Source organism: Salinilacihabitans rarus, assembly GCF_024296665.1.
GTDB lineage: Archaea > Halobacteriota > Halobacteria > Halobacteriales > Natrialbaceae > Salinilacihabitans > Salinilacihabitans rarus.
The window spans coordinates 1606230-1627577 of the sequence record NZ_CP100762.1; the positions used below are offsets into that span (position 1 = coordinate 1606230).

The following is a 21348-nucleotide window of genomic DNA, read 5'->3' on the forward strand; positions in this document are numbered from 1 at the left end:
GCTCGGGCGCCGGTCAGTTGAGCGTGCCCCGCGCGTGTGCACCGGGCCCGCCTACTCGCCCCCCTCGCTCCCCTCGACGCGCTCGCGCGCCGCCGCCACCACGAGCGGGAGCGTGATCGTCGCGTCGGCGTAGACCGAGACGTTCCGGGCGTCTTTCTCGAGTTTCCCCCACGAGCGCGCCTCGTCGAGCGTCGCGCCCGAGAGGCCGCCGGTCCGCGGCGGGTCCATCGTCAACTGGACGGCGTAGTCGTACGCCCGCGGCGTGACGAGCATCGTCTGGAGGGTGAAGTTCTTCGGGACGCCCCCGCCGACGACGAACGCGCCGGCCTCGTCGGCCTCGAAGGCGAGGTCGGTCAGCGCGGTCATATCCGCGAGCGCGTCGAGGGTGAACGCGGTGGTCTGGGAGTACATCCACGCCTGCAGCCCCAGCACGGAGTCCTGCACGGCGGGACAGTAGATCGGCACGTCCGACTCGTAGGCCGCGGCGGCGATGCCGGGGTCCTCGGCGACGTCCTCGCGTTCGTTCACCTCGGCGTTCGCCCGGCCGAGTTCCTCGGTGAGTCGCCGGATCGAGACCGCGCCCTCGCGGTTCGCTCCGCTCGGCTCTTCCGAGGCGCGTTGCGCCTCGCGCTCCTCGCACTCGGCTTCGAGGACGGGGAACACCTCCTCGCGGAGGTGTCCCTCGAACGCGGCGAAGTGCTCCTGCGGGAGGTAGACGTTGTAGATGCGGTCGACGCCCTCCTCGCGCAGGGTCTCGTCGTGTTCGCGTTCGGTCTTGCCCTCGGCGTGGACCTCGCCGTGGTGGTGCTTGCCGCCGATGGCCTCGATCGAGTCGTGGGTGAGGTTCGCCCCCGTCGTCACGAGCGCGTCGACGTAGCCGTCCCGGATCAGGTCCGAGACGATCTTTCGCATCCCCGTCGGGACCATCGCCCCCGCGAGGCCGAGGAAGACGGTCACGTCGTCGTCGAACATCGCCGCGGTCACGTCGACCGCCTCGTGCAGGGTCGCCGCGCCGACGCCCGCCTTGCCGTACTCCGCGGCGAGTTCGCCGACGGTCATCCCCGCGCGCGCCTCGGCGTGGCCGACCGGGTCGTGGGAGAAGGTCTCCCGCTCGGGTTCGTGGTGCTCGTCGCTCATGGTCCGAGGTGGGCGAGCCAGCGGTTTCAACGCCGCGATTCGGCTTCGTACTCGGTTTGCGGGGACGTCGATCGTTCCTCGGTCGGGTCGGTTTCGGTCGAGCGTCGTCGTTTTCAGGTATCAGTACCATCGGTAGCATCGTGCTGAATACAGAGCGCGAATGCGGCACGAACCGAGGACGATCAACTCGGTTGGCTGACCGCTCAGTACGTAGCTGCCGGAGTGGGAATCTCCCAAAAACAGCGTCTGACACGCCTCTTTTTGAAGGACACGATTTCAATACGGAGATGGGTAGAACGGGGAAAACCACTCAGTCTACTTCGCTGATGAAGGACAGCACCTCGTCTGTGAAGCGGTCCGGTGCGACGATGTTTGCTGCGTGTCCGTGTCCATCGAAGGTAGTGAGTCGACTGCTGGGCAACGTGTCGTGGAGTTCTTCGCCTGTCTCTTTGAGGTGCCCGCTCTCGCTCCCGACGAGCAGTAACGTCGGCGTGGAGAGGTCCTCGAACGTCGTGAGATCCCACTCGTGCTCCTCGAACGTTTCGAGCCCGGGGAGAAGTGTTTGGTGGAACGTGTTCACGTGCGCGTCCCATATCGGTGCCGATCGAAGTTCATCGAGTTCGTCCGCCGTGAGCTGGGCGACGTCGCCGAGGAATAGTGCGAGCGCCCGCTCGTTTCGTCCCTCGTCTAACAGCGCTATCATCTCTGCGATCGTCTCCTCGACGTCATCTACGTCCTCGTCGGACGGGATGTAGGGTTCGTACAGAATCAGACTACGCAAATTGTCGATTCGCGGGGCCGCACCCAGTGCAAAGTTGGCTCCCCCGGAGTGCCCGAGCAGGTGTACTGGCTCGTTGATCGACTCGACGACCGAGACCACGTCGTCAAACTGGGGTTCCACACCATACGCTTCGGGATGCTCGCTGTCGCCGTGACATCGCCGGTCCATGGCGTAGACCGTGTTGTGTTCTGCGAACGTGGAGCGGACGTCGCCGAGTTCCCATACTGTGCGATCGAAGATGGCCCCGTGGACGAGCACGAGCGGCGGACCACTTCCCGACCGCTCGTACGCGATTTCAGTCCCATCCGCGGACGTAACTGTCGCCAACTCCTTCTCGTCATCCGGCGCTGTTACTTTCGGCATGTGGCATCTCACCTCTAGTCCCCTATGCGAGTCGATCACATAGCGGCAACTGATGACGGATCTGCACACGCTAAACGAAATCCAGTCGGTGATCGATATACGGATGAGTTCAGCACGGTAGTTTTGTTTCATGGACACAACTACGCACGAAATCGGAGGCACCCAATCTCCTACCGATATCTATACACTCCGCATCCGATATCCGTTCGTTCACTGAAGCGTGGGACCCCTGTATCGAGCATCGACCCGGACCGACTGCAGGTACACAGGTACGCACGCACACCGTTCAAGATGGCGGCGAACCACCACGTCAGTAATGAGAGGCGGGGGGATCTACCGGGTTCTCCGTCCGGACCGCTACGTGCTGATCGTCTCCGGGTTCTTCGTCCTGTTTCCCGCCTTCGTCGACGTCGTCACGCCGGACGTCGGCTACGGCCACGCCGGGGGGACCGTCGACGCACAGGGGAACGTCGTCGCGCGGTACGAGGGCACGACCGCGCTGCAGTACCGGTGGTACTACCCGATTCTCTACCCGTTCGTCCTCGTCTGGTACGTCGCCGTCCTGCTCTTCGACGTCGCCGACCGACTGGTGCCGGCGGCCGGGATCTGGTACTTCTCGCTCCGGGCCGCGTACTTCCACCTGCTCGCCGCTGTGCTCGTCGCGCTCCTCCGGCACGCGCTGGCCGCGGTCGGGTCACTCCGCTCGCGGCGGCTACGCGGTCGCTGGGCCGATCACAGCCCCGTCGGCACGTCGAAGTAGGTCGTCTCCAGGCCCCAGTCCTCGACTACCTCCTGTAGCGCCCGGACGCCGAACGTCTCGGTCGCGTAGTGGCCCGCGAGGGCGACGTTCATCCCCGCCTCCTTCGCCTCGTGGTAGACCTTCGCCTTCCCCTCGCCGGTGACGAGCGCGTCCGCGCCGACGGCGACCGCCTCGTCGAGCCAGTCGGTCCCGCTGCCGGTGACGATCGCCACGTCCTCGATCGCGTCGGGGCCGAAGTCGAGGACGGGGACGGGCCGGCCGCCCGTGTCGAGCGCCGACGCGAGGCGGGCGGCCAGCGAGTCGGGGTCGTAGGGCTCGCTGGCCGTCCCGCGCTGGCCGACGTACTCGGGGCCGTACTCGCCGAACGGGGCCCGGTCTTCGAGACCGAGGGCGTCGGCGACGCCCGCGGCGTTCCCGAGTTCCTGGTGGCCGTCCAGCGGCAGGTGCGAGACGTACAGCGCGCAGTCGCCCTCGATCAGCGGTGCGAGTCGCTCGTAGGTGCGGCCGGTCACGCGCTCGAACCCGCCCCACGAGAGGCCGTGGTGGACCACGAGGACGTCCGCGTCGGCCTCGACGGCCCGGTCGATTGTCTCGCCGACGCCGTCGACGGCGAAGGCGACGCGCTCGACCGTTCCCCCGTCGGGGCCGACCTGCAGGCCGTTCGCGCTCGCGTCGAGGTCGGCGTAGTCGTCGGTCCGCAACTTCGCGTCGAGTCTGTCGGCGAACTCCGAGAGGTCCATGCGCGGGGGTTCGAGCCGCGGCGGCTTGTATCCGTTCGGTTTCGACCGGCGCGGAGTCCGATTTAATACGCCGCCCCGAAAACGCCGACACATGGCACGACGGACGGTTTCCCACGAGGACGGCACGATCTACGAGTTCGCGCCCGACCTCGACGGCGTCGCGACGGTCGACCCGGGGACGCGGCTGACAGTCGAGACGGTAGACAGCCTGGAGGGGACCGTCGGGGCGGAGTCGGACCTCGTCGAGTCCGTTCCCGAGGAGGTCAACGCCGCGACGGGCCCGATCGAGGTCGCGGGGGCGAGCCCCGGCGACGTCCTGCGCGTCGAGATCGAGGCGATCCGGATCGCAGAGGACCGGGGCCGGGTGATCACGATGGAGGGGTTCGGCCTGCTCGACGGCCACGAGGGGATCGAGGCGCCGCGGACGCGCATCACGCCCGTCGAGGACGGCGCGATCGAGTTCGCGGGGATCGAGGTGCCGGTCGACCCGGTCGTCGGGACGATCGGCGTCGCCCCCGAATCGGAGTCGTACACGACGCTCGTCCCCCACGACCACGGCGGGAACCTCGACACGACCGCGATGACCGCGGGGAACGTCGCCTACTTCCCCGTCTTCCAGGAGGGTGCGATGCTCGCGATGGGCGACTGCAAGGCCGCGATGGCCGACGGCGAGATGTGCGGTACGGGGTCGGAGATCGCCACCGAGATCGACGTCACCGTCGACGTGGTCGAGACCGCCCGCGGGATCGACCGCCCGCTCGTCGAGACGCCCGACGCGTGGACGGCCCTCGCCAGCGCCGAGACGCTCGAAGAAGCCTGCGAACTCGCCAATCGGGACGCCGTCTCGTTGCTCGCGGCCGAACACGGCCTCGACGCCACGGACGCCTACATGCTCTCGAGTCTCGTCGGCGGCCTCGAGATCAGTCAGGTGGTCGACCCGCTGGTGACGGTGCGCAACGCGATCCCGAAGGCGTACCTCTCCGATCCGTTCGGCCGGTAGCGGCCCGGTCGGCGTAGCCGATTTTCGTTACGTCGCCGAGCCGACGAACCCGGTCTGCGCGGACGGAGACGGGAGGCGCCGGGCCGTGAAACCTGACGCGGTTACGTCGGATCAAAAGCTATTTGCCACGCCGCTTCGTCGAAGTATCCATGACGATACAACGCCGAGCGTTCCTCGCGACGGCCGGCGGCGCCCTCGCCGCGGGGCTGGCGGGTTGCTCGTCCAGTGAAGGTGACTCCGAGGCGGACGGGCCGACCGTCGCCGGCGAGACGCTCACCCTCGCGACGACGACGAGTACCTACGACACGGGGCTGCTCGACGAGGTGAACGCGGCGTTCGACGAGCGATACGGCGTGACCGTCGACACGATTCCGGACGGGACCGGCGCGGCCCTCGACACCGGTCGTCGTGGCGACGCCGACGTCGTGATGGTCCACGCGCGCTCGCTCGAGGACGAGTTCACGCGCGAGGGGTACGGCGTCAACCGGCGGGACCTGATGTTCAACGACTTCGTGATCGTCGGGCCGGCGGACGACCCCGCGGGGATCGACGGCGGCGACGACGCGCCGGCGGCCTTCGCCGCGATCGCCGACGCGGAGGAGACGTTCGTCTCCCGGGGCGACGAGTCGGGGACCCACACCAAGGAACTCGCCATCTGGGACGTATCGCGGGCCGACCCCGCCGGCGGGTGGTACCGCGAGACCGGCCAGGGGATGGGCGACGTGCTCGTCCAGGCGGACCAGTCCGGCGGCTACACACTCTCGGACCGCGGAACCTACCTCTCGATGCGGAGCGATATCGACCTCGAAATCCTCGTTCAGGGGCCGATCGAGGGCGGCCCGGAACTGCTCGCGAACCCCTACGGGATCGTCGCGGTGAACCCGGCGGTCCACGACAACGTCGAGTACGACCTCGCGATGGCCTACATCGGCTTCCTCACGGGTCCGGCGGGACAGGCGATCATCGAGGAGTACACCGTAAACGGCGAGCAGTTGTTCTACCCCGAGGCGCTCTCCGAGGATCCGAAGTTCCAGCAGTACGTCCCCGAGGGCTGGTCGAGCGACGAGGGGTGATCGGGCCGTGTCCGCGACCCTCGACGCGGCCGCGCTCGTCGCCCTCGCCGACGCGGCACACGCGCCGCTGTTCGTCGAGTTCCCGTACGGCAGCGAGTACGTCACGAGCATCGTGCGGGTCTCGCTGTACGTCAGCCTCGTCGCCGTCGGCCTGAGCACGCTCGTCGGGGTGCCGGTCGCGCTCGTCGTCGGCGTCGGGGAGTTTCGCGGCAAGCACCTGCTGACGTCGATCGTCACGACCGGAATGGGCTTTCCGAGCGTCGTCGTCGGTCTGGTCGTGCTGCTCGCGCTCTCGAACGAGGGGCCGTTCGGCCCGCTCGAACTCCTCTACACCCCCGAGGCGATGATCGTCTCCCAGTTCGTCCTCGCGACCCCGGTCGTCACCGGCGTCAGCCTCGCGGCGGTTTCGGGCGTCGAGGGAACCGTCCGCGACGCCGCGTTCGCCCTCGGCGGCACCCGCCTCGACGTCGCGCTCGTGACGATCAAGGAGGCCCGCTACGGCATCGCGACGGCCGTGCTCGCGGGCTTCGGCCGGGCGATCAGCGAGGTCGGCTCCGTCCTGATCGTCGGCGGCAACATCGTCAGCCCCGGGGGGACCTCGAAGACCCGGACGCTCACGACGGCGATCCAGCGCGAGGCCCGGCAGGGCCGGTTCGAGACGGCGCTGGTCCTGGGCGCGATTCTCGTCGTCCTGGTACTCGTCGTCAACGCCGTCGTCGTCCGGTGGGGCGACGGGGGAGGGCGGTACGGATGACGACCCGGACGGTCCGCGCCGTCGACGTCGGCCACGGCCACGGGAACGGCCGGCTCTTCGAGGGCGTCTCGCTGGCGGTCGAACCCGGCGAGGTCGTCGCCGTCATCGGCCCCTCCGGCGTCGGCAAGACCACCCTGTTGCGCCTGCTCGCGCTGTTCGAGCCGCCCGAGGCGGGGACGGTCCGGTTCGACGGCGAGGACGTCTGGGCCGGCTCCGAACGCCGACGGCTCGCCTCCCGCCGCCGGATCGGGATGGTCTTCCAGGAGGCCAGCCTCTTCGACGCGAGCGTCCGCCGGAACGTCGAGTACGGCCTCCGGGTCCGCGAGCGCTGGCCCGAACGGCTCCGCCGGGCCGCCGCGGACCTCCTCGGGCGGTCGAACGGCGCCCGCCCCGCCCGGGAGGCGCTCGACGTCGTCGGCCTCGCGGACGAACTCGACCGCGACGCGGCCTCCCTCTCCGGCGGCGAGGCCCAGCGGGTCGCGTTCGCGCGGGCGGTGGCCTACGACCCGGACGTGCTGTTGCTCGACGAACCCACCTCGGATCTGGACCCGCGGAACACGGCGATCATCGAGGACGCCGTCCGCGAGGCGAGCGCCCGCGGCATCGGCGTCGCCGTCGCCACCCACGACATGAACCAGGCCGAGCGGATCGCCGACCGCGTCGCGCTCCTGCTCGACGGCCGCATCGTCGAGGTCGGCCCCGCCGACGCCGTCTTCGAGGACCCGCGCGACGAACGCACCCGGAAGTTTATCGACGGGGAGTTGGTATACTGATGCGACGAGAACCGGGACGGGCTTTCCCGTCCGACCCGCCATGACAGTGGAGAAGGGCTTTCGGACCGAGCTATCGGTCGACGGCGTCACCATCGACCGGCGGGACGTCGAGATGCTGGAGGCGATCGACCGCCACGGCTCGATGCACGCCGCCGCCGAGGAACTCGGCCGGTCGTACGCCCGCCTCCAGCGGCGGATCGTCGAGATCGAGGAGGCCGTCGGGCCGGTCACCGAGCGCCGCCGCGGCGGCAGCGGCGGCGGCGGGACCGAGCTCACCTCCGCGGCCGATCGGCTGCTGCGGCGGTTCAGCCGCCACCGGGCCGAACTCGACGGGGTCGCGACGGTCACCGAGTCGGTCCTCCCCGGGCGCGTCCGGGAGCGCGACGGCGAACTCGCGACCGTCGACACGCCCGCGGGACCGGTGCTGGCGCTGGTGCCCGCGGGGGCGACCGCGGTCGAGGTCAGCGTCCGCTCGGACGCGGTCGTCCTCTCAGATCCCGCCGAGACGCCCGCGGAGGCGGGGACGAGCCTCCGCAACCGGTTCGAGGGCGTCGTGAGCGCGGTCGACGCCGGCGACGCGGTCGCTCGCGTCGGGATCGAACTGGACGGTGCCGGTGGCGATGGGCGAGACGACGACGGTGCCGCCGACGCGGACGCCGTCGAACTGGAGGCGCTGGTCACGACGCGAAGCCGGGAGACGCTCGCGCTCGACCCCGGCCGGCGGGTCGTCGCGTCGTTCAAGGCGACGGCCGCGCGGGCGATCGCCGTCGAGGACGGCTAGTCGTCGACGTCGATCGCGTTCGCGTTCGCGTTCGCGTTCGCGTCCGCGTGCGAGAAGACGAATTCGCGCAGCAACTTCCCCGCGAGCGCCGCGGCCTGCCCGTCGTCGCGGTCGTTGACCTCGACGACGTCGAAGCCGGTCGCGTGGGGCGCGACCGTACGGACGACGTCGCGGGTCTCGCGTGGGTGCAGGCCGAACGGCTCCATCGTCCCGGTGCCGGGCGCGTACGCCGGGTCGACGCCGTCGACGTCGACGCTGAGGTAGACCTCGCGGCCGTCGAGGCGGTCGCCGAACTCGAACGCGGCGACGTCCGCGGGCGGGACGACGGTCACGTCGTCGGCCGCGGCGCGCTCCCACTCCGCCTCGCTGCCGGTCCGGGCGCCGAGGACGATCGCCTCCTCGACGCCCGCGTCCTCGTCTTCGAGGATGCGCCGCGTCACGCAGGCGTGGCTGAGCGGGTTGCCGTCGTACGCCTCGCGCAGGTCGAGGTGGGCGTCCAGACAGACGAAGACGTCGGGTTCGACGGCCCGGGCGCCGGCCAGCGAGACCGTGTGCTCGCCGCCGAGCGCGAGCGGCACCGCCCCGTCCCGGACGACGTCCCGGAGGGACCCTTCGAGCCACTCGAGGTACTCCGGGACGTCGTCCCACGCGCGGACGTCGCCGGCGTCGGCGACGCCGAGGTCGGTGAATCGCCGGCCCGTCCGGTGGTCGTAGTCGTCGTAGGTCTCCGCAAACGTTCGGATGCGACGGGGACCGAAGCGGGTCCCCGGCTGAAAGGTCGTCGAGGCGTCCAGGGGCGCACCGACGACCACGAAGTTCGCGTCGCCGCGGTCCGTTCCGGCCGTGGCGGTCTCGTCCTCGCGGTAGGCGGTCGCCCCGGGGAACATCAGACGATCTTCCGCTGGCCTTCCATCTCGAGGTACTCTATGTTGTCGTCGGGCGAGACGTCGATGTCGTCGGGGATGCGCATGGTGATCGTCTCGTAGGTCTCGAGGTCCATGACCTGCATGTCGTCGCCGTCGACGGAGACGACCTGTCCCTGCTTGCGTTCGATGATCGGGACCCAGATCTTCGCGTCGACCGGCTGGGAGAGCGAGCGCTTCTTGTCGTCGAAGACGCCGCGGGCCTCGATGCGGGCCTTGGCGCTGCCGTGCTTGCCCGGTTTCGCCGTCGAGTAGGAGTTGATCTTGCACGCCGCGTCGTCGATTACGACGTAGCCGCCTTCCTGGAGGTCGCGAACTTCTTTCTGCTGTTTCGCCATAGGGGCCGGTAAACAACCGAGCGGTATAAACGGTTTGAAACCGACCGCCGCCGGGTGTCCCGCTCTCTCACCGCGTTCGAGGCGGTTCGCCGTTCCCGCGAGGGCGCGGGGTTCGGGAGCGGTTCGACCGGAGCGGCCGCGGGGTCACTCCAGCACGCGCCCGACCCGTTCGAGTCCCTCCTCCAGTTCCTCGGTCGGGAGGCCGAACCCGATCCGGAAGTACTCCTCGTAGCCGAAGCACTCGCCGGGCGCGAGGACGACGCTCTCGGCCTCGACGACCGTCCGGCAGAACTCGCGGCCGGTCTCGAAGCCGTCGGGAACCGTCACGAAGCCGTTGACGCCGACGGGGTCGTGCCACGTCAGGCCGTGTTCGTCGAGGAACTCGCGTACCCGCTCGCGGTGGTCGGCGACGAGGGCGCGGTTCTCGGCGAGGATCTCGTCTTCCTGCTCTTCGAGGGCCTGCGCGGCGACGTGCTGGCCGAACAGCGGCGGCGAGATGGTCGTGTAGTCCTTCCAGTTCCACGCCTCGTCGACCACCTCGCGGTCGCCGACGAGCCAGCCGAACCGCGCCCCGGCGAGGCCGTAGGACTTCGTCACGCTCGTCGTCGACAGTCCGTGCGGGCCGAGGCTCGCGACCGGCGGGAGGGGCTCTTCCGCGAGCAGGCGGTAGACCTCGTCGCAGAGCAGGTAGGCGTCGTTGTCCGCGGCGAGGTCGTACAGCGCCTCGACCGTCTCGATCGGGTGGTACCGTCCGGTCGGATTGTTCGGGTTGTTGAACACGATCACGCGCGTCTCCGGCCGGATCGCGTCGGCGACGGCGTCGACGTCGAGTTCCCACTCGGGCGGGTCGAGCGGGACGCGGGTCACCTCGCCGACCGCGTCGGGGACGGCGTGTAGCGCCTGATAGGTGGGCGTGACGGCGACGGCGTGTGCGTTCCGCCCCGCCGAACGGGACGACGAGGCGCCGTCGCCGTCCCCCAGCAGCGAGAGGAACGCGAGGAAGTTCGCCTCCTGGGCGCCACACGTAAAGAGCACCTCGTCGGCCTCGCGGCCGTACCGCTCGCCGACGGCCGCCCGGAGGTCGGGGTCGCCGTTGGTCGGGATCACGTAGCCGAGGTCGCCGGGGTCGGTGTCGAACCGGCTCGCGGGGAGACTCCGGATGCCGCTCTCGGCGAGCATGAGGTCCGCCTCGTGTTCGTACTCCGCGAACCAGCGTTCGAGGGCGAATGGCTCGATCTGCATACGCGGCCGTTGGCGGGCCCGGGAGAAATACCCGCGGGCGCCGGCAGGGAACCGGCGCCCGTTACCACCGAAAGCCGGTCGACTCCGCTGGCGGGTCGAGCGGGGGCCGGGGCAGTCCGTCCCCGAGTTCGGGGTCGTTGTACCGCCGCGGCGCGACGTCGTTCGGCCCGTCGGGGTAGAAAAGCGACGCGAGCGCCTGGATCTGTCCCCGGCCGACGCCGAGTTCGAACTGGCCGCCGCCGTACAGCCGGATGCCCCGCTCCCGGCAGTAGTCGAGCGTCTCGAACAGCGATTCGACCGAGCCGAACCGCGAGGGCTTGATATTGAGCCACGACGGCTCCCACGGCAGGGCCTCGACGTCGTCGACGCCGTGGATCGGCGCGTCCCAGGAGACCCGCTCGCGGACGGCGGGGTCGTCGAACAGGTTCCGCGTCCCGTCCTCCAGCGCGGGGTCCTCGATCACCGCGTCGGGGAACCCGTCGAGCACGAGTCGGTACAGGTCGGCGTCGGCCGCCACGTCGACCTCGGTGCCGTGGTACTGCCCTTTCAGGTCGAGGATGCGAACCGCGTCGGTCGCCGCGAGGGCCGCGACCAGCGCGTCGTCCCACTCGGGGGTCGGGTCGAGTTTGAACTCGAGGCCGGGGACCGCCGCGCGCAGGTCGTCGACGCGGTCGGTCGTCGGCGGTTCGCCCAGTCGGGTGCTCGCGACGAACCGGACGGGATCGTACGCGCGGTCGAGCGCGCTCGCGAGGTCGGTCCCCGCCTGCCGGAGCGCGAGGTCGAGCGCCGCGCTCTCAAGCCCCCAGCGCCGGTAGTTCCGGAAGACCTCCCGGTCGGGGGCGCCGGCCGGGAAGAGATCGACCGAGCCGAGGTGTGCCGAGAACGAGTCCAGCGTGTACTCGCCGGTCAGGTCCGGGAGACCGGTCTCCGCCAGCGCGTCGTGGTCGTCGGCCTCGTAGGTGACGTCCTCGCCGCGGCCGGTCGCCGGGTCGCCGTCGGGCCCCGGCCCCGTCAGCGAGAACTCGGTCGTCACGCGCGTGAAGTCACTCGACGTCTCGCGTTCGAGTCGCTCCGTGGCCGCGTCGTCGATCGTCACTGACAGGGCGGCCAGCCGGTCGTACTCCATGGGGAGTGTGAACGGGCGCCAGCGGAAAAGGAGCGTCGTCTCGCTCGGTTCACTCCTCGCGTCGCCGCCGTTTGAGGTTCTGGCGGGTGAACTGCGGCGTCGCGCGGATGCCCCGGCGGCCCCGCTTGAACGAGCGGTAGAGGACGACGATCAGCAGCAGCGACAGCGCGCCGGAGACGATCACGGCGAGGTCGGGGCCGCGGAACGCGTAGATGATCGCCGTCGAGATCAGCCCGACCGAGAGCAACAGCCCGTAGATGAGCCGCTTCGCGAGGCGGTCGAACACCCGGTTGGGATCTTCGAGTTCGATCTGGACCGTGAGGTCCTCGCGGTCGATCCGGTCGAGGGTGCGCTCGACCTTCGGGGGGACGCGCACGATCGACTCGGTCGACCGGCGCAGTTCGTCGCCGGTCTCGCGGACGTACTGGCGGACGGTCTCCTCGCGGTAGCCCTGTTCGGTGAGATACTCCGTCGCGGTCGCGATGAAGTCGAACTCCGGATCGAGCGTCACGCAGACCCCCTCGACGACGGTCGCCACCCGGAGGACGAGCGCGAGGTTCTTCGGCAGGCGGAACGGAAACTCGTAGATCGAGTCCTCGATCTGGCCGACGATCTGCTGGACGCGGTACTGCTCGATGTCCTGACCGCGGGCGTTCTGGATCGCCAGTTCCATCACGTCGGCCATCACCGCGCGGTCGGCCTCCGGGCTGAGGGTACCGATCTCGATCAGCGCGTCGAGGATGGCGTCGATGTCCTGGTTCGCGACGGCGACGTAGAAGTCGACGATCTTCTCCTGGACGAACGCGTCGACCCGCCCGGACATCCCGAAGTCGTAGAAGATGATCTCGCCGTCGTCGGTCACCGAGAGGTTGCCCGGGTGCGGGTCGGCGTGGAACACCCCGTCGTCGATGATCATCTGCAGGTACGACCGTTCGAGGTTCTCCGCGATCCGGTTGCGGTCGATCCCCTTCGCTTCGAGTTCGTCGACGCGGGTGATCTTCGTCCCCGCGATGTACTCCATCGTGAGCACGCGCGGCCCGGAGTGGCTCTCGACGACGGCGGGGATGACGAACCGGTCGTCGCCGTCGAAGTTCCCGCGGATCTCGGTGAGCATGGTCGCCTCGCGCTCGTAGTCCATCTCCTCGCGGATCGTCCGGGCGAACTCGCCGGCCAGGTTCTCGAGCGAGAACGCCCGCGACTCGTCGACGAACCGCATCAGGATCGGCATCGACCACCTGATCACCCGCAGGTCGGCCTCGACGAGCGGTTCGATCCCCGGTCGGCGGACCTTCACCGCGACCTCGCGGTCGCCGGTCCGGGCCCGGTAGACCTGCCCGAGGCTCGCGCCGCTGATCGCGTCGGTGTCGAACTCGTCGAAGTGTTCCTCGACGGGCCCGAGTTCGTCCTCGATCACGGCCTTCGCGTCGGCCCAGTCGGCCGGGGGCACCTCGTCTTGCAGCGCCGAGAGGACGTCGATGTACTCCGGGGGCAGGACGTCCGGGCGCGTCGACAGCAACTGGCCGAGTTTGATGAACGTCGGCCCCAGCGTCAGCAGCGAGTCGAGCAGCACCGTCGCGCGCCGGCGGTGGGTCTCGGGACCGACCCGCCGGCGGGAGCCGAACAGCAGGAACCGTCGCCTGTCGCGCGCGTACGCGAGCAGCAGCGGCAGGAAGTGCCACGCGACGACGACGAACCGTCTGTACGCGCGGAGGAGCGCCAGTCGTGGTCACCCCGCGTTAGGCGTCCTCGTCTTCGGTTTCGTCGTCGACGATGTCGATCGTGGTCTCGTCGGTCGCCTCGCGTTTTGGCAGGCGCAACTCGAGGACGCCGCGGTCGACCGCGGCCTCCGCGTCGCTCTCGGTCGCGTCGGCGGGCAAGGGGAGGTCGGCGTCGAAGAACAGCGACCGGTTCTCCTCTACGTACCGGAACCCGTCGGGGACGGCCTTCTCCCGGCGAGCCTCGATGGAGATGCGACCGTCCTCGACGACCACGTCGAGCGTATCGGCGGAGACGCCGGGGACGTCCAGTACGAGCAGGTACGCCTCCTCGCCCTCGAGCAGGTCGAAGAACGCGGCGTCCGAGAGGTCTCGCAACGCGTCGCGCAGCGCAGACATAGCTATACGATTCGAACGGCGATACGAAAAAGGCCGCGGTCGCGGCGGGTTCCGACGGCCGCGCGAGCGGCGACGCCGCGGGGGCCTACAGGAGGACCAGCAACACGAAGCCGGCGGGGACCACGCCGAGTGCGAGCGCGCCCAGCCCGCGCGCCGCGACCCGCAGCGCCGTCCGCCGCTCGGAGGCGTCCGAGACGAGAAACGGCGGGCCGAACAGCCGGTGGCGGAGTCGTCCGGGAAGGCCCGCCTCGCGCGGCGGGTCGGCCGCGCCGATGACGGCGTTGACCTGACCGGACGCCCGGGCGGCGCTCGTGTCGAAGTGGGCGACGCCGAGGACGTGGGCCGTCTCGCCGACGTCGAGGCGCCGCTCGCGGTAGCGCCGGTCCCGTCCGGTGGCGAACTCCAGCGGGCCGATCCCGATCGACCGGTTCTCGTCCGGGACGTCCTCGTTCTCCCGGACGAACCGCGCGATCGGCTCCGGGGGCCGCTCGCCGCCGCGCACCCGGATCGCCCCCTCGCTCGAAAGCCGGAAGTCCGCCCCGGCGGGGTCGACCAGCGCGCTCCCGCTGCCGTCGTCGATCCGGAACGGAACCGCCGCCCGCCCCGAGTCGATCGTCTCCCACGTCGTACGCGTGGCGGCTCCGGTGCTCGTCGAACGCGTCTTCCGGCGCTTCTCCTCGACGGCGTACTCGTAGGCGACGCAGGCCGTCCCGGTGAACGGCGATTCGAGGGGCTCCCGGTCGGGTTCGACGGCCCCGCCGACCTCGACGGGGCCGCCCCGCGGGGTCTCCAGCACCGAGACCGGTTCGTTCGCGTAGATGCGGTAGGCGAGGCGGAGTTCGAACAGCCCCCACGCCGCGACCGCGACGCCGCCGAGCGCCACGAGGCCGAACAGCAGGGGGACCAGAAGTTCGAGGGCCATGCACCGCCGATGCCGCTCGGCCGTCGAAAACCGCTCGGTTTCCCGCCGCCGTCGGCCCCGCACGCTTTTCACCTCCGCCCGCCCCACTTCGCGTATGAACGGTGCCGACCGCGAGCGGAAGGCGTCGGGGTTCAAAGTGCGCACGGGCGTCGACGAGGCGCGATCGATTCTCGGGGACGCGGTGGCCAGTCTCGACGCCGACTCCGAGCGGGTCCGACTGGAGGAGGCCGACGGACGGGTCCTCGCGGAGTCGATCGACGCGGCGCGTGACGTCCCCCACTACGAGCGAGCGGCGATGGACGGCTACGCCGTCCGCGCCGCGGACACGTTCGGGGCGTCGGCGCGCTCGCCCGCCGTCGTCCGGACGGACGAGGGCGACGCCCTCGAACCCGGAACCGCGATCCGCGTCCACACCGGCAGCGCCCTCCCCGAGGGGGCGGACGCCGTCGTGATGATCGAGCACGTCGAGGAGGTCGAGTCGACGGGCGAACTCGAAGTCGAGGACGCGGTCGCCGAGGGCGAGAACGTCGCGCCCGTCGGCGAAGACGTCGCGGCCGGCCAGCACCTCTACGAGGCGGGCCACCGGCTCCGGCCGTCGGACCTCGGGCTGTTGCGGTCGGTCGGCCGCGAGCGCGTGGCGGTCACACGCCGCCCGACCGTCGGCGTGATCCCGACGGGCGAGGAACTCGTCCGCGAGGACCCCGGCCCCGGCGAGGTGATCGAGACGAACGGGCTGACGGTCTCGCGACTCGTCGAGCGCTGGGGCGGCCGGGCGACCTACCGCGACGTGGTGACCGACGACGCGGCGGCGCTGCGAGCGGCGATCGAGCGCGACCTCACGACGGACGTGATCGTGACGACCGGCGGGTCGTCGGTCGGCCAGCGCGACCTCCTGCCGGAGGTGCTCGACGACCGCGGCGAGGTGCTCGTCCACGGCGTCGGGCTCAAACCCGGCCACCCCGTCTGTCTCGGGATCGTCGAGGACACCCCCGTGCTCGCGCTACCGGGCTACCCCGTGGCGTGTATCGTCAACGCCGTGCAGTTCCTCCGGCCGACGCTCGCGTGGCTTCAGGGACGCGAACCGGCACCCATGCCGACGGTCGCGGCGCGCCTCGACCGCAAGATCGCGAGCGAGCCCGGCACCCGGACGTTCGCCCGGGTCTCCCTCGAAGCGCGCGACGGCGAGCGCGTGGCGACCCCGACGCGGGCCGGCGGATCGGGCGTCCTCTCGAGCGTCGCGCTCGCGGACGGCTGGGTGGTCGTCGCCGACGACCGCGAGGGCATCCCCGAGGGCGAGACGGTGCCCGTCGAGATCTGGGAGGCGAATCCGTAGGGCCGCGATCAGTGCAGCGTCCCCTCGCGGTGTTCGGCGTCGTAGGCGAACAGCGCGTAGCCGACCTCGGCCGGCGAGAAGCCGGTTCGGGCGGCGATCTCGCGGATCGGTCCGATCATCGCGACGTAGTCGGCGGCGTCGAACGACTCCTTGCGGCCGTCGAGGTAGTCGAACCGGTCGAGCGTCGCCCACACCCGCGTGTCGACGACGGCGTGGCGCGACGGGTCGAGCGCGGTCAGCACGCAGGAGGCCGTCGGCGCCTTGAACCCCCGCAACCCCGAGAGCAACTGGATCTTCGAGAAGTCGTCGTCGACGGCGAGGACGTTCCCGGTGACCGTCCGACACCGCTCCCCGGGGTTCGACTCGACGTGGTAGGCGCTGCGCGTCGAGGACTCGGAGGCGATCTCGTACAGTTGCTCGCGGGTGAGATACCCCTGCTCGCGGTACCGCTCGCCGAAGGCGTCCAGTCGCTCGGGCAGCACGCCCTGCGTCTCGGCGTACCGGTCCAGATACTCCGCAACGAGGTCGCGGTCCATGCGTCGAGTAACCGGACCGACGGGTAGAGAAACTGTTCGTTTCGGCTCGTCGGCGGGCGCCCGTGGGTGGACGGGCAGGCGACACGCGGGACCGCGTGTCGCGCGACCGCGGCCCGCACCGTGGCCGTCGTCGGGGCACGCTCCGTCCGGCCGCGCTCGTATACGACCCCGCCGCCGACGGGACGGCGACGGACGTTTTTACTTCCCCGACGCCAACGGCCAGTATGGACCGCAAGGAGTTTCGCGACCTCGCCTCGCCCGCCGACGCGCGCGAGGCGATCCGTGCGCTGTCGCTCGGGGCCGGGACCGAACGCGTCCCCCTCGCGGAGGCGCGCGGGCGGGTGCTCGCCGAACGGATCGACGCCGACCTCGACGTCCCCGGCTTCGACCGGGCGAGCCTCGACGGCTACGCGCTCCGGGCCCGGGACACGTTCGGCGCCGACGAGGCCGATCCGGCCGACCTCGCGGTCGTCGGCGAGGTACACGCCGGCGAGGAGCCGTCGCTCGACGTCGGCGATGGCGAGGCCGTCGAAATCTCGACCGGGGCGGTGATGCCGCCGGGCGCGGACGCGATGGTGCCCGTGGAGCGAACGGATCTCGACGACGGACGCGTCCGCGTGCGCACCTCGGTCGCCCCCGGCGACAACGTCATGTTCGCCGGCGCGGACGTCGCCGCGGGCGAGCGCGCGCTCGGCCCCGGCACGCGGCTCACCCCCCGCGAGGTCGGCCTGCTGTCCGCGCTCGGGGTCGAGGAGGTCCCCGTGCGGGCACGGCCGCGGGTCGGCATCGTCTCGACGGGCGACGAACTCGTCCGGCCCGGCGAGAAACTGCGCAGCGAGCGCGGGGAGATCTACGACGTCAACAGCTACAGCATCGCGGCGGGCGTCGAGGACGCCGGCGGCGAGGCCGTCCTCTACCCGCACGCGGGCGACGACCGCGAGGAGATGGAACGGCTCCTCCGGGAGGCCGCCGACGAGTGTGACCTCGTACTCTCGTCGGGGTCGACCAGCGCGAGCGCCGTCGACGTCATCTACCGCGTGATCGAGGAACGCGGCGAGTTGCTGCTCCACGGCGTGAGCGTCAAGCCGGGCAAGCCGATGCTCGTCGGCCGACTCGACGACTCCGCGTACGTCGGCCTCCCCGGCTACCCCGTCTCGGCGATGATGGTCTTCCGGACGTTCGTCGCGCCCGCGATCCGCGGGGCCGCGGGGCTGCCCGAACCCGCCGCGGCGACCGTCGCGGGCCGGATGGCGATTCAGGCGCGCTCCGAGCAGGGCCGGCACCGACTGCTGCCGGTCGGCCTGCTGGCGGACGGCGACGGCGGGACGCTCGTCTACCCCGTCGACAAGGGCAGCGGCGCGACCACCACCCTCGCCGAGGCCGACGGCGTCGTCGAGGTCGACGCCGGCACCGACTACCTCGAAGCGGGCGAGTCGGTCGATGTCGCGCTGTTCTCGGCGGACGTCCGCCCGCCGACGCTGTTCGGCGTCGGCGAGGACGACCCCACGTTGAACCGGCTGCTGGATCGCCTCGGGAACCCGCGGTACCTCCCGGTCGGCTCGCGGCCGGCGCTGCGACGGCTCCGCGAGGGCGTCCCCGACGTGGCGGTCGTCGCCGGCCCCCTCGACCGCGCGGTCGAGGGGGCGAAACTGGGCGGGTGGAGCCGCGAGTGGGGGCTGGTCGTCCCCGCGGACGACCCCGACGGGATCGGGGGGCTCGCGGACCTCGTCGAGCGCGACCTCCGGTTCGTCAACCGGACGACCGACTCCGGACTGCGGACGAGCCTCGGGAACGCCGTCGCGGAACTGGCGGACGAGCGCGACACCGAGCGCCGCGCGCTCGTGGCGGCGATCGACGGCTTCGACCTCGGCCTGCGCGCCCACGAGAGCCCCGCCCGGCGGGTGCTCGCCGGCGAGGCCGACGCGGGGCTGGGCCTGCGCGAGACGGCCGACCGCCTCGACCTCGGGTTCGTCCCGCTGGGCGAGCAGCGCGTCCGGGTTCTCGCGAACCCCGAGCGGCGCGAGAAACCGGGCGTCCGCGAACTCGCGGCGGCCCTCGACGAGGTAGGCGGAGCCTGAACGCGGCGCCGGCCGCGTATCACCGTCGACGACAGTCAGACGGCTCGAAGTAGCGGTTTTACCTGTTCGCGGTGTACGACCCTTGATGTCGACGATCGCCGAGTTCCGTATCCCGGCGGCCGACAGCGTGATGTCGGCCACGTTCGAGCGCGCGCCGGAGGCTACGTTCGAGTTCGAGTCCTCCGTGTCGAAGTCGCTCCCGTCGCTGTGGGTCTCCGGCGTCGACCCGGGTACGATCGAACCGGCGTTCGAGGCCGACCCGTCGATCGAGTCGTCCGAACTGCTCGTCGAGACCGACGACCGCCTGCTGTACGACGTCGAGTACGCCGACTCCGTCCATCTGTACGACGACCTGCTGGCCGACGGCGGGTCGCTGCTCGACGTCTACGGCGCCGACGGCTGGTGGCGGATCAAGATGCGATTTCGGAACCGGGAGGAACTCGGCCGGACCCACGACCGCCTCGTCGAGCGTGGCGTGAACGCCGACCTCGCGCGCGTGACGAACGTCGAGCGGCTGACGACCGCCGACACGCAACTGACGGCCGAACAGCAGGAGGCGCTCGAAGCGGCCCTCGAGTACGGCTACTTCGAGATCCCGCGGGGCATCTCGATGGAGGACCTCGCGGCGGAACTCGGGATCTCCCACCAGGCGCTCTCCGAGCGCCTGCGACGGGCCTACGAGACGCTGGTCGACGCCGAGTTGCGGGTGCAAAACGAGCCGCCGAACACGGAGAGCTAGAACAGTTCGTCGAAGGAGGTGACGCGGTAGTCCCCGAGCACGCAGCGGCCGCGCCGTTCGTGGCCGACGCGCTCGACGTGGATGGCGTCCAGCCCGGCGTTCCAGGCGGCGCCGACGTCGCAGGAGCCGTCGCCGGCGAGGACGCCCGCGTGGCCGTTGTGGCCGACGCCGATGTCCGTCATCGCGCGCTCGACCGGCGTCGGGTCGGGCTTCCACCCCGTCTCCTCCGTACAGCAGACGGTCGTGTCGAACCAGTCGCGGATCCCCACGTGGTCGAGCACCGGGTCGGCGAGGAACTGCTGGCAGTGCGTGACGAGGCCGACGGGGACGTCGAGGTCGCCGACGAAGGCGGCGTCGTCGTGGAGGTAGGTCTGCTCGGCCCGGACCATCGGGTCCTCCTCGGCGTGAAACGCCGTCCAGAACGCCGCCGGGTCGATCCCCCACGCCTCCAGCTGGCGGTCCCGAGAGCCGGTCAGTCCGTTCCAGAGGACGTCGGCCTGCTGGTCGGTGAACTCGACGCCGAGACGGTCGCCGACGCGGTCGAACACCTCACGGGTGTAGGACCACTCGACGTCGACCAGCGTTCCGTCGAGGTCGAGCAACCAGAAGTCGTACTCGGAGACCATCGGGACGGTGCAATAGCACCTTCCGGTGTAAGTGTTTATCGCCTGCGCCCGACGCGGCTGCCCCCGCTCGCTACCTCGCCCCGGTGTCCACGCGCGGGTCCAGCACCGAGTACGCCAGATCCTGCAGGACGTTCCCCACGACGCCGGTCGCGACGATCACCATCGTCCCGCCCATCAACACGGGGAGGTCGCGCGTCCACACCGCGTTGTAGAACAACAGCCCGAGGCCGTCGATGCCGAACAGCGCCTCCAGGACGAAGACCGCGATGGCGAGCAGCGCCAGCGTCTCGGCGAACGCGAGCGAGACCAGCGGGATCGCCGCGTTCCGCAGGACGTGCCGGGCGACCGCGAGGCGGCCGCCGCCTTTCGCCCGGATCTGCTTTGCGCGGTCGGTCGAGACGTACTGCAGCGAGTACGCCCGCGAGTAGCTGACCATCCCGGCCAGCAGCGTCGACGTCACGAGCAGCGTCGGGAGGACGTACTCGTAGGCGAACGGCAACTGGTAGCTCTCGATCGTCGGCGGGTCCCGGCGGATGCTGAACGCCGGCTCGTACCGGAGGAACACGGTGCCGATCGCGGCGACGACCATCACGCCGATCCAGAAGTTCGGCAGCCCGAACGTCAGGTACGTCGCGCCGCGGGTCGTCCGGTCGCCGATGGTCCGGTCGGTCGTCGCGACGGCGACGCCGACGAGCAGGCCGGCGAGCAGCGCCAGCCCGAGCGCCGGAATCACGTACGACGCCGTCCGGAGCGTCGCCCGCATCACCGTGGGGAACGCCTCGGCGCCGGTGTGGTACGACTCGCCCCACTGCAGCGTGAACATGTTGGTCATCCAGTCGACGTACTGCTCGTGGAGGGGCCGGTCCAGCCCGCGCTCGGCGAGGTACTGCTCGCGCACCTCGGCGACCGCCTCGGGGTCGTAGTCCGGCCCGCGGCTCGCGCTGGCGAGGAGCGACCCGAGGCGGTAGTCGCGGGTCATCGTGAACATAGCGAACACCAGCGAGAGCACGGCCCAGATGGCGACCACCCCGGCGACGATCCGCCGGAGGACGAGTCGCCGGAGGCTCACGGGCGATCACCCGGCCGGGCGGCCGACGGAGGGGACATGCGTCGGCGGGAACGTCCGCCGCCCGTGACATAAGTGTTGGTGCTGAAACACCCTCAATATTTATGCTGGTCGGCTCGCGAGTACCGACGACCTTCGCCCTC

22 protein-coding genes are annotated in these 21348 nt (G+C 70.6%); 9 read left to right on the forward strand and 13 right to left on the reverse strand.

Annotated elements, in window-relative coordinates; translation table 11 throughout:
- Positions 1 to 51: 51 nt before the first annotated feature.
- Both NKG98_RS08405 and NKG98_RS08410 read right to left on the reverse strand, forming a co-directional pair.
- Positions 52 to 1137 (reverse strand): deoxyhypusine synthase, encoded by a 1086-nt coding sequence (locus tag NKG98_RS08405; protein ID WP_254769208.1) that lies wholly within the window; start codon positions 1135 to 1137, stop codon positions 52 to 54.
- A 310-nt stretch (positions 1138 to 1447) separates the two neighbouring features.
- Entirely contained in the window at positions 1448 to 2413 is a 966-nt protein-coding gene (locus tag NKG98_RS08410; RefSeq protein ID WP_254769209.1) for an alpha/beta fold hydrolase, read from the reverse strand.
- A gap of 184 nt (positions 2414 to 2597) precedes the next feature.
- Here NKG98_RS08410 and NKG98_RS08415 point away from each other — a divergent pair, with 184 nt between their 5' ends.
- The gene (locus tag NKG98_RS08415; protein WP_254769210.1) at positions 2598 to 3041 is read left to right on the forward strand and encodes a hypothetical protein; all 444 of its coding nucleotides are present in this window, start codon (positions 2598 to 2600) and stop codon (positions 3039 to 3041) included.
- Here NKG98_RS08415 and NKG98_RS08420 read toward each other — a convergent pair.
- A complete protein-coding gene (locus tag NKG98_RS08420; RefSeq protein ID WP_254769211.1) occupies positions 3014 to 3781 on the reverse strand; it encodes a Nif3-like dinuclear metal center hexameric protein in 768 nt (255 codons plus the stop codon). The genes NKG98_RS08415 and NKG98_RS08420 overlap by 28 nt on opposite strands.
- Before the next feature lie 91 nt (positions 3782 to 3872).
- On the opposite strand from NKG98_RS08420, the gene NKG98_RS08425 reads away from it, so the two are divergent.
- The 5 genes from NKG98_RS08425 (at position 3873) to NKG98_RS08445 (ending at position 8162) form a co-directional block, all read left to right on the forward strand.
- Positions 3873 to 4781: an acetamidase/formamidase family protein gene (locus NKG98_RS08425; protein WP_254769212.1), complete on the forward strand. Its 909-nt coding sequence runs from the start codon at positions 3873 to 3875 to the stop codon at positions 4779 to 4781.
- Between the two features lie 149 nt (positions 4782 to 4930).
- On the forward strand, positions 4931 to 5854 hold the full coding sequence (locus tag NKG98_RS08430; protein WP_254769213.1) for an ABC transporter substrate-binding protein: 924 nt from the start codon (positions 4931 to 4933) through the stop codon (positions 5852 to 5854).
- 7 nt (positions 5855 to 5861) lie between these two features.
- A complete protein-coding gene (locus NKG98_RS08435; protein WP_425504401.1) occupies positions 5862 to 6608 on the forward strand; it encodes an ABC transporter permease in 747 nt (248 codons plus the stop codon).
- Positions 6605 to 7381 (forward strand): amino acid ABC transporter ATP-binding protein, encoded by a 777-nt coding sequence (locus NKG98_RS08440; RefSeq protein ID WP_254769214.1) that lies wholly within the window; start codon positions 6605 to 6607, stop codon positions 7379 to 7381. The genes NKG98_RS08435 and NKG98_RS08440 overlap by 4 nt, the downstream gene beginning before the upstream one ends.
- 40 nt (positions 7382 to 7421) lie before the next feature.
- Complete coding sequence (locus tag NKG98_RS08445; RefSeq protein ID WP_254769215.1) at positions 7422 to 8162, forward strand: TOBE domain-containing protein; 741 nt, start codon at positions 7422 to 7424, stop codon at positions 8160 to 8162.
- Here the strand turns inward: NKG98_RS08445 and speB are convergent.
- The 7 genes from speB to NKG98_RS08480 all read right to left on the reverse strand — a co-directional run bounded on the left by speB (position 8159) and on the right by NKG98_RS08480 (position 14827).
- Positions 8159 to 9049: an agmatinase gene (speB, locus tag NKG98_RS08450; protein WP_254769216.1), complete on the reverse strand. Its 891-nt coding sequence runs from the start codon at positions 9047 to 9049 to the stop codon at positions 8159 to 8161. The genes NKG98_RS08445 and speB overlap by 4 nt on opposite strands.
- Positions 9049 to 9423 carry a translation initiation factor IF-5A gene (locus NKG98_RS08455; RefSeq protein WP_254769217.1) on the reverse strand — a complete coding sequence of 125 codons (375 nt, stop codon included), beginning with the start codon at positions 9421 to 9423 and terminating at the stop codon, positions 9049 to 9051. The genes speB and NKG98_RS08455 overlap by 1 nt, the downstream gene beginning before the upstream one ends.
- Before the next feature lie 144 nt (positions 9424 to 9567).
- Entirely contained in the window at positions 9568 to 10665 is a 1098-nt protein-coding gene (locus NKG98_RS08460) for an aminotransferase class I/II-fold pyridoxal phosphate-dependent enzyme (protein ID WP_254769218.1), read from the reverse strand.
- Positions 10666 to 10726: 61 nt separating this feature from the next.
- Complete coding sequence (locus NKG98_RS08465; protein WP_254769219.1) at positions 10727 to 11791, reverse strand: hypothetical protein; 1065 nt, start codon at positions 11789 to 11791, stop codon at positions 10727 to 10729.
- A gap of 49 nt (positions 11792 to 11840) precedes the next feature.
- Positions 11841 to 13451, reverse strand: a complete 1611-nt coding sequence (locus NKG98_RS08470) for an ABC1 kinase family protein (RefSeq protein WP_254769450.1) — start codon at positions 13449 to 13451, stop codon at positions 11841 to 11843.
- 76 nt (positions 13452 to 13527) lie between these two features.
- Complete coding sequence (locus NKG98_RS08475; protein ID WP_254769220.1) at positions 13528 to 13905, reverse strand: Hsp20/alpha crystallin family protein; 378 nt, start codon at positions 13903 to 13905, stop codon at positions 13528 to 13530.
- An 85-nt stretch (positions 13906 to 13990) separates the two neighbouring features.
- Entirely contained in the window at positions 13991 to 14827 is an 837-nt protein-coding gene (locus NKG98_RS08480; protein ID WP_254769221.1) for a GIDE domain-containing protein, read from the reverse strand.
- Positions 14828 to 14921: 94 nt separating this feature from the next.
- Here NKG98_RS08480 and NKG98_RS08485 point away from each other — a divergent pair, with 94 nt between their 5' ends.
- A complete protein-coding gene (locus tag NKG98_RS08485; RefSeq protein WP_254769222.1) occupies positions 14922 to 16160 on the forward strand; it encodes a molybdopterin molybdotransferase MoeA in 1239 nt (412 codons plus the stop codon).
- 8 nt (positions 16161 to 16168) lie between these two features.
- Here NKG98_RS08485 and NKG98_RS08490 read toward each other — a convergent pair whose 3' ends face one another.
- Positions 16169 to 16696 (reverse strand): hypothetical protein, encoded by a 528-nt coding sequence (locus NKG98_RS08490; RefSeq protein ID WP_254769223.1) that lies wholly within the window; start codon positions 16694 to 16696, stop codon positions 16169 to 16171.
- Between the two features lie 224 nt (positions 16697 to 16920).
- Between NKG98_RS08490 and NKG98_RS08495 the strand changes: the two genes are divergently transcribed.
- Positions 16921 to 18774 (forward strand): molybdopterin biosynthesis protein, encoded by a 1854-nt coding sequence (locus NKG98_RS08495; RefSeq protein ID WP_254769224.1) that lies wholly within the window; start codon positions 16921 to 16923, stop codon positions 18772 to 18774.
- An 85-nt stretch (positions 18775 to 18859) separates the two neighbouring features.
- Positions 18860 to 19513, forward strand: coding sequence for a helix-turn-helix domain-containing protein (locus NKG98_RS08500; RefSeq protein WP_254769225.1), 654 nt, complete (start codon positions 18860 to 18862; stop codon positions 19511 to 19513).
- On the opposite strand, the gene NKG98_RS08505 is transcribed toward NKG98_RS08500, so the two are convergent.
- Positions 19510 to 20139 (reverse strand): HAD family hydrolase, encoded by a 630-nt coding sequence (locus NKG98_RS08505; protein WP_254769226.1) that lies wholly within the window; start codon positions 20137 to 20139, stop codon positions 19510 to 19512. The genes NKG98_RS08500 and NKG98_RS08505 overlap by 4 nt on opposite strands.
- Positions 20140 to 20209: 70 nt before the next feature.
- Entirely contained in the window at positions 20210 to 21208 is a 999-nt protein-coding gene (locus NKG98_RS08510) for an ABC transporter permease (protein WP_254769227.1), read from the reverse strand.
- Between the last annotated feature and the right edge of the window lie 140 nt (positions 21209 to 21348).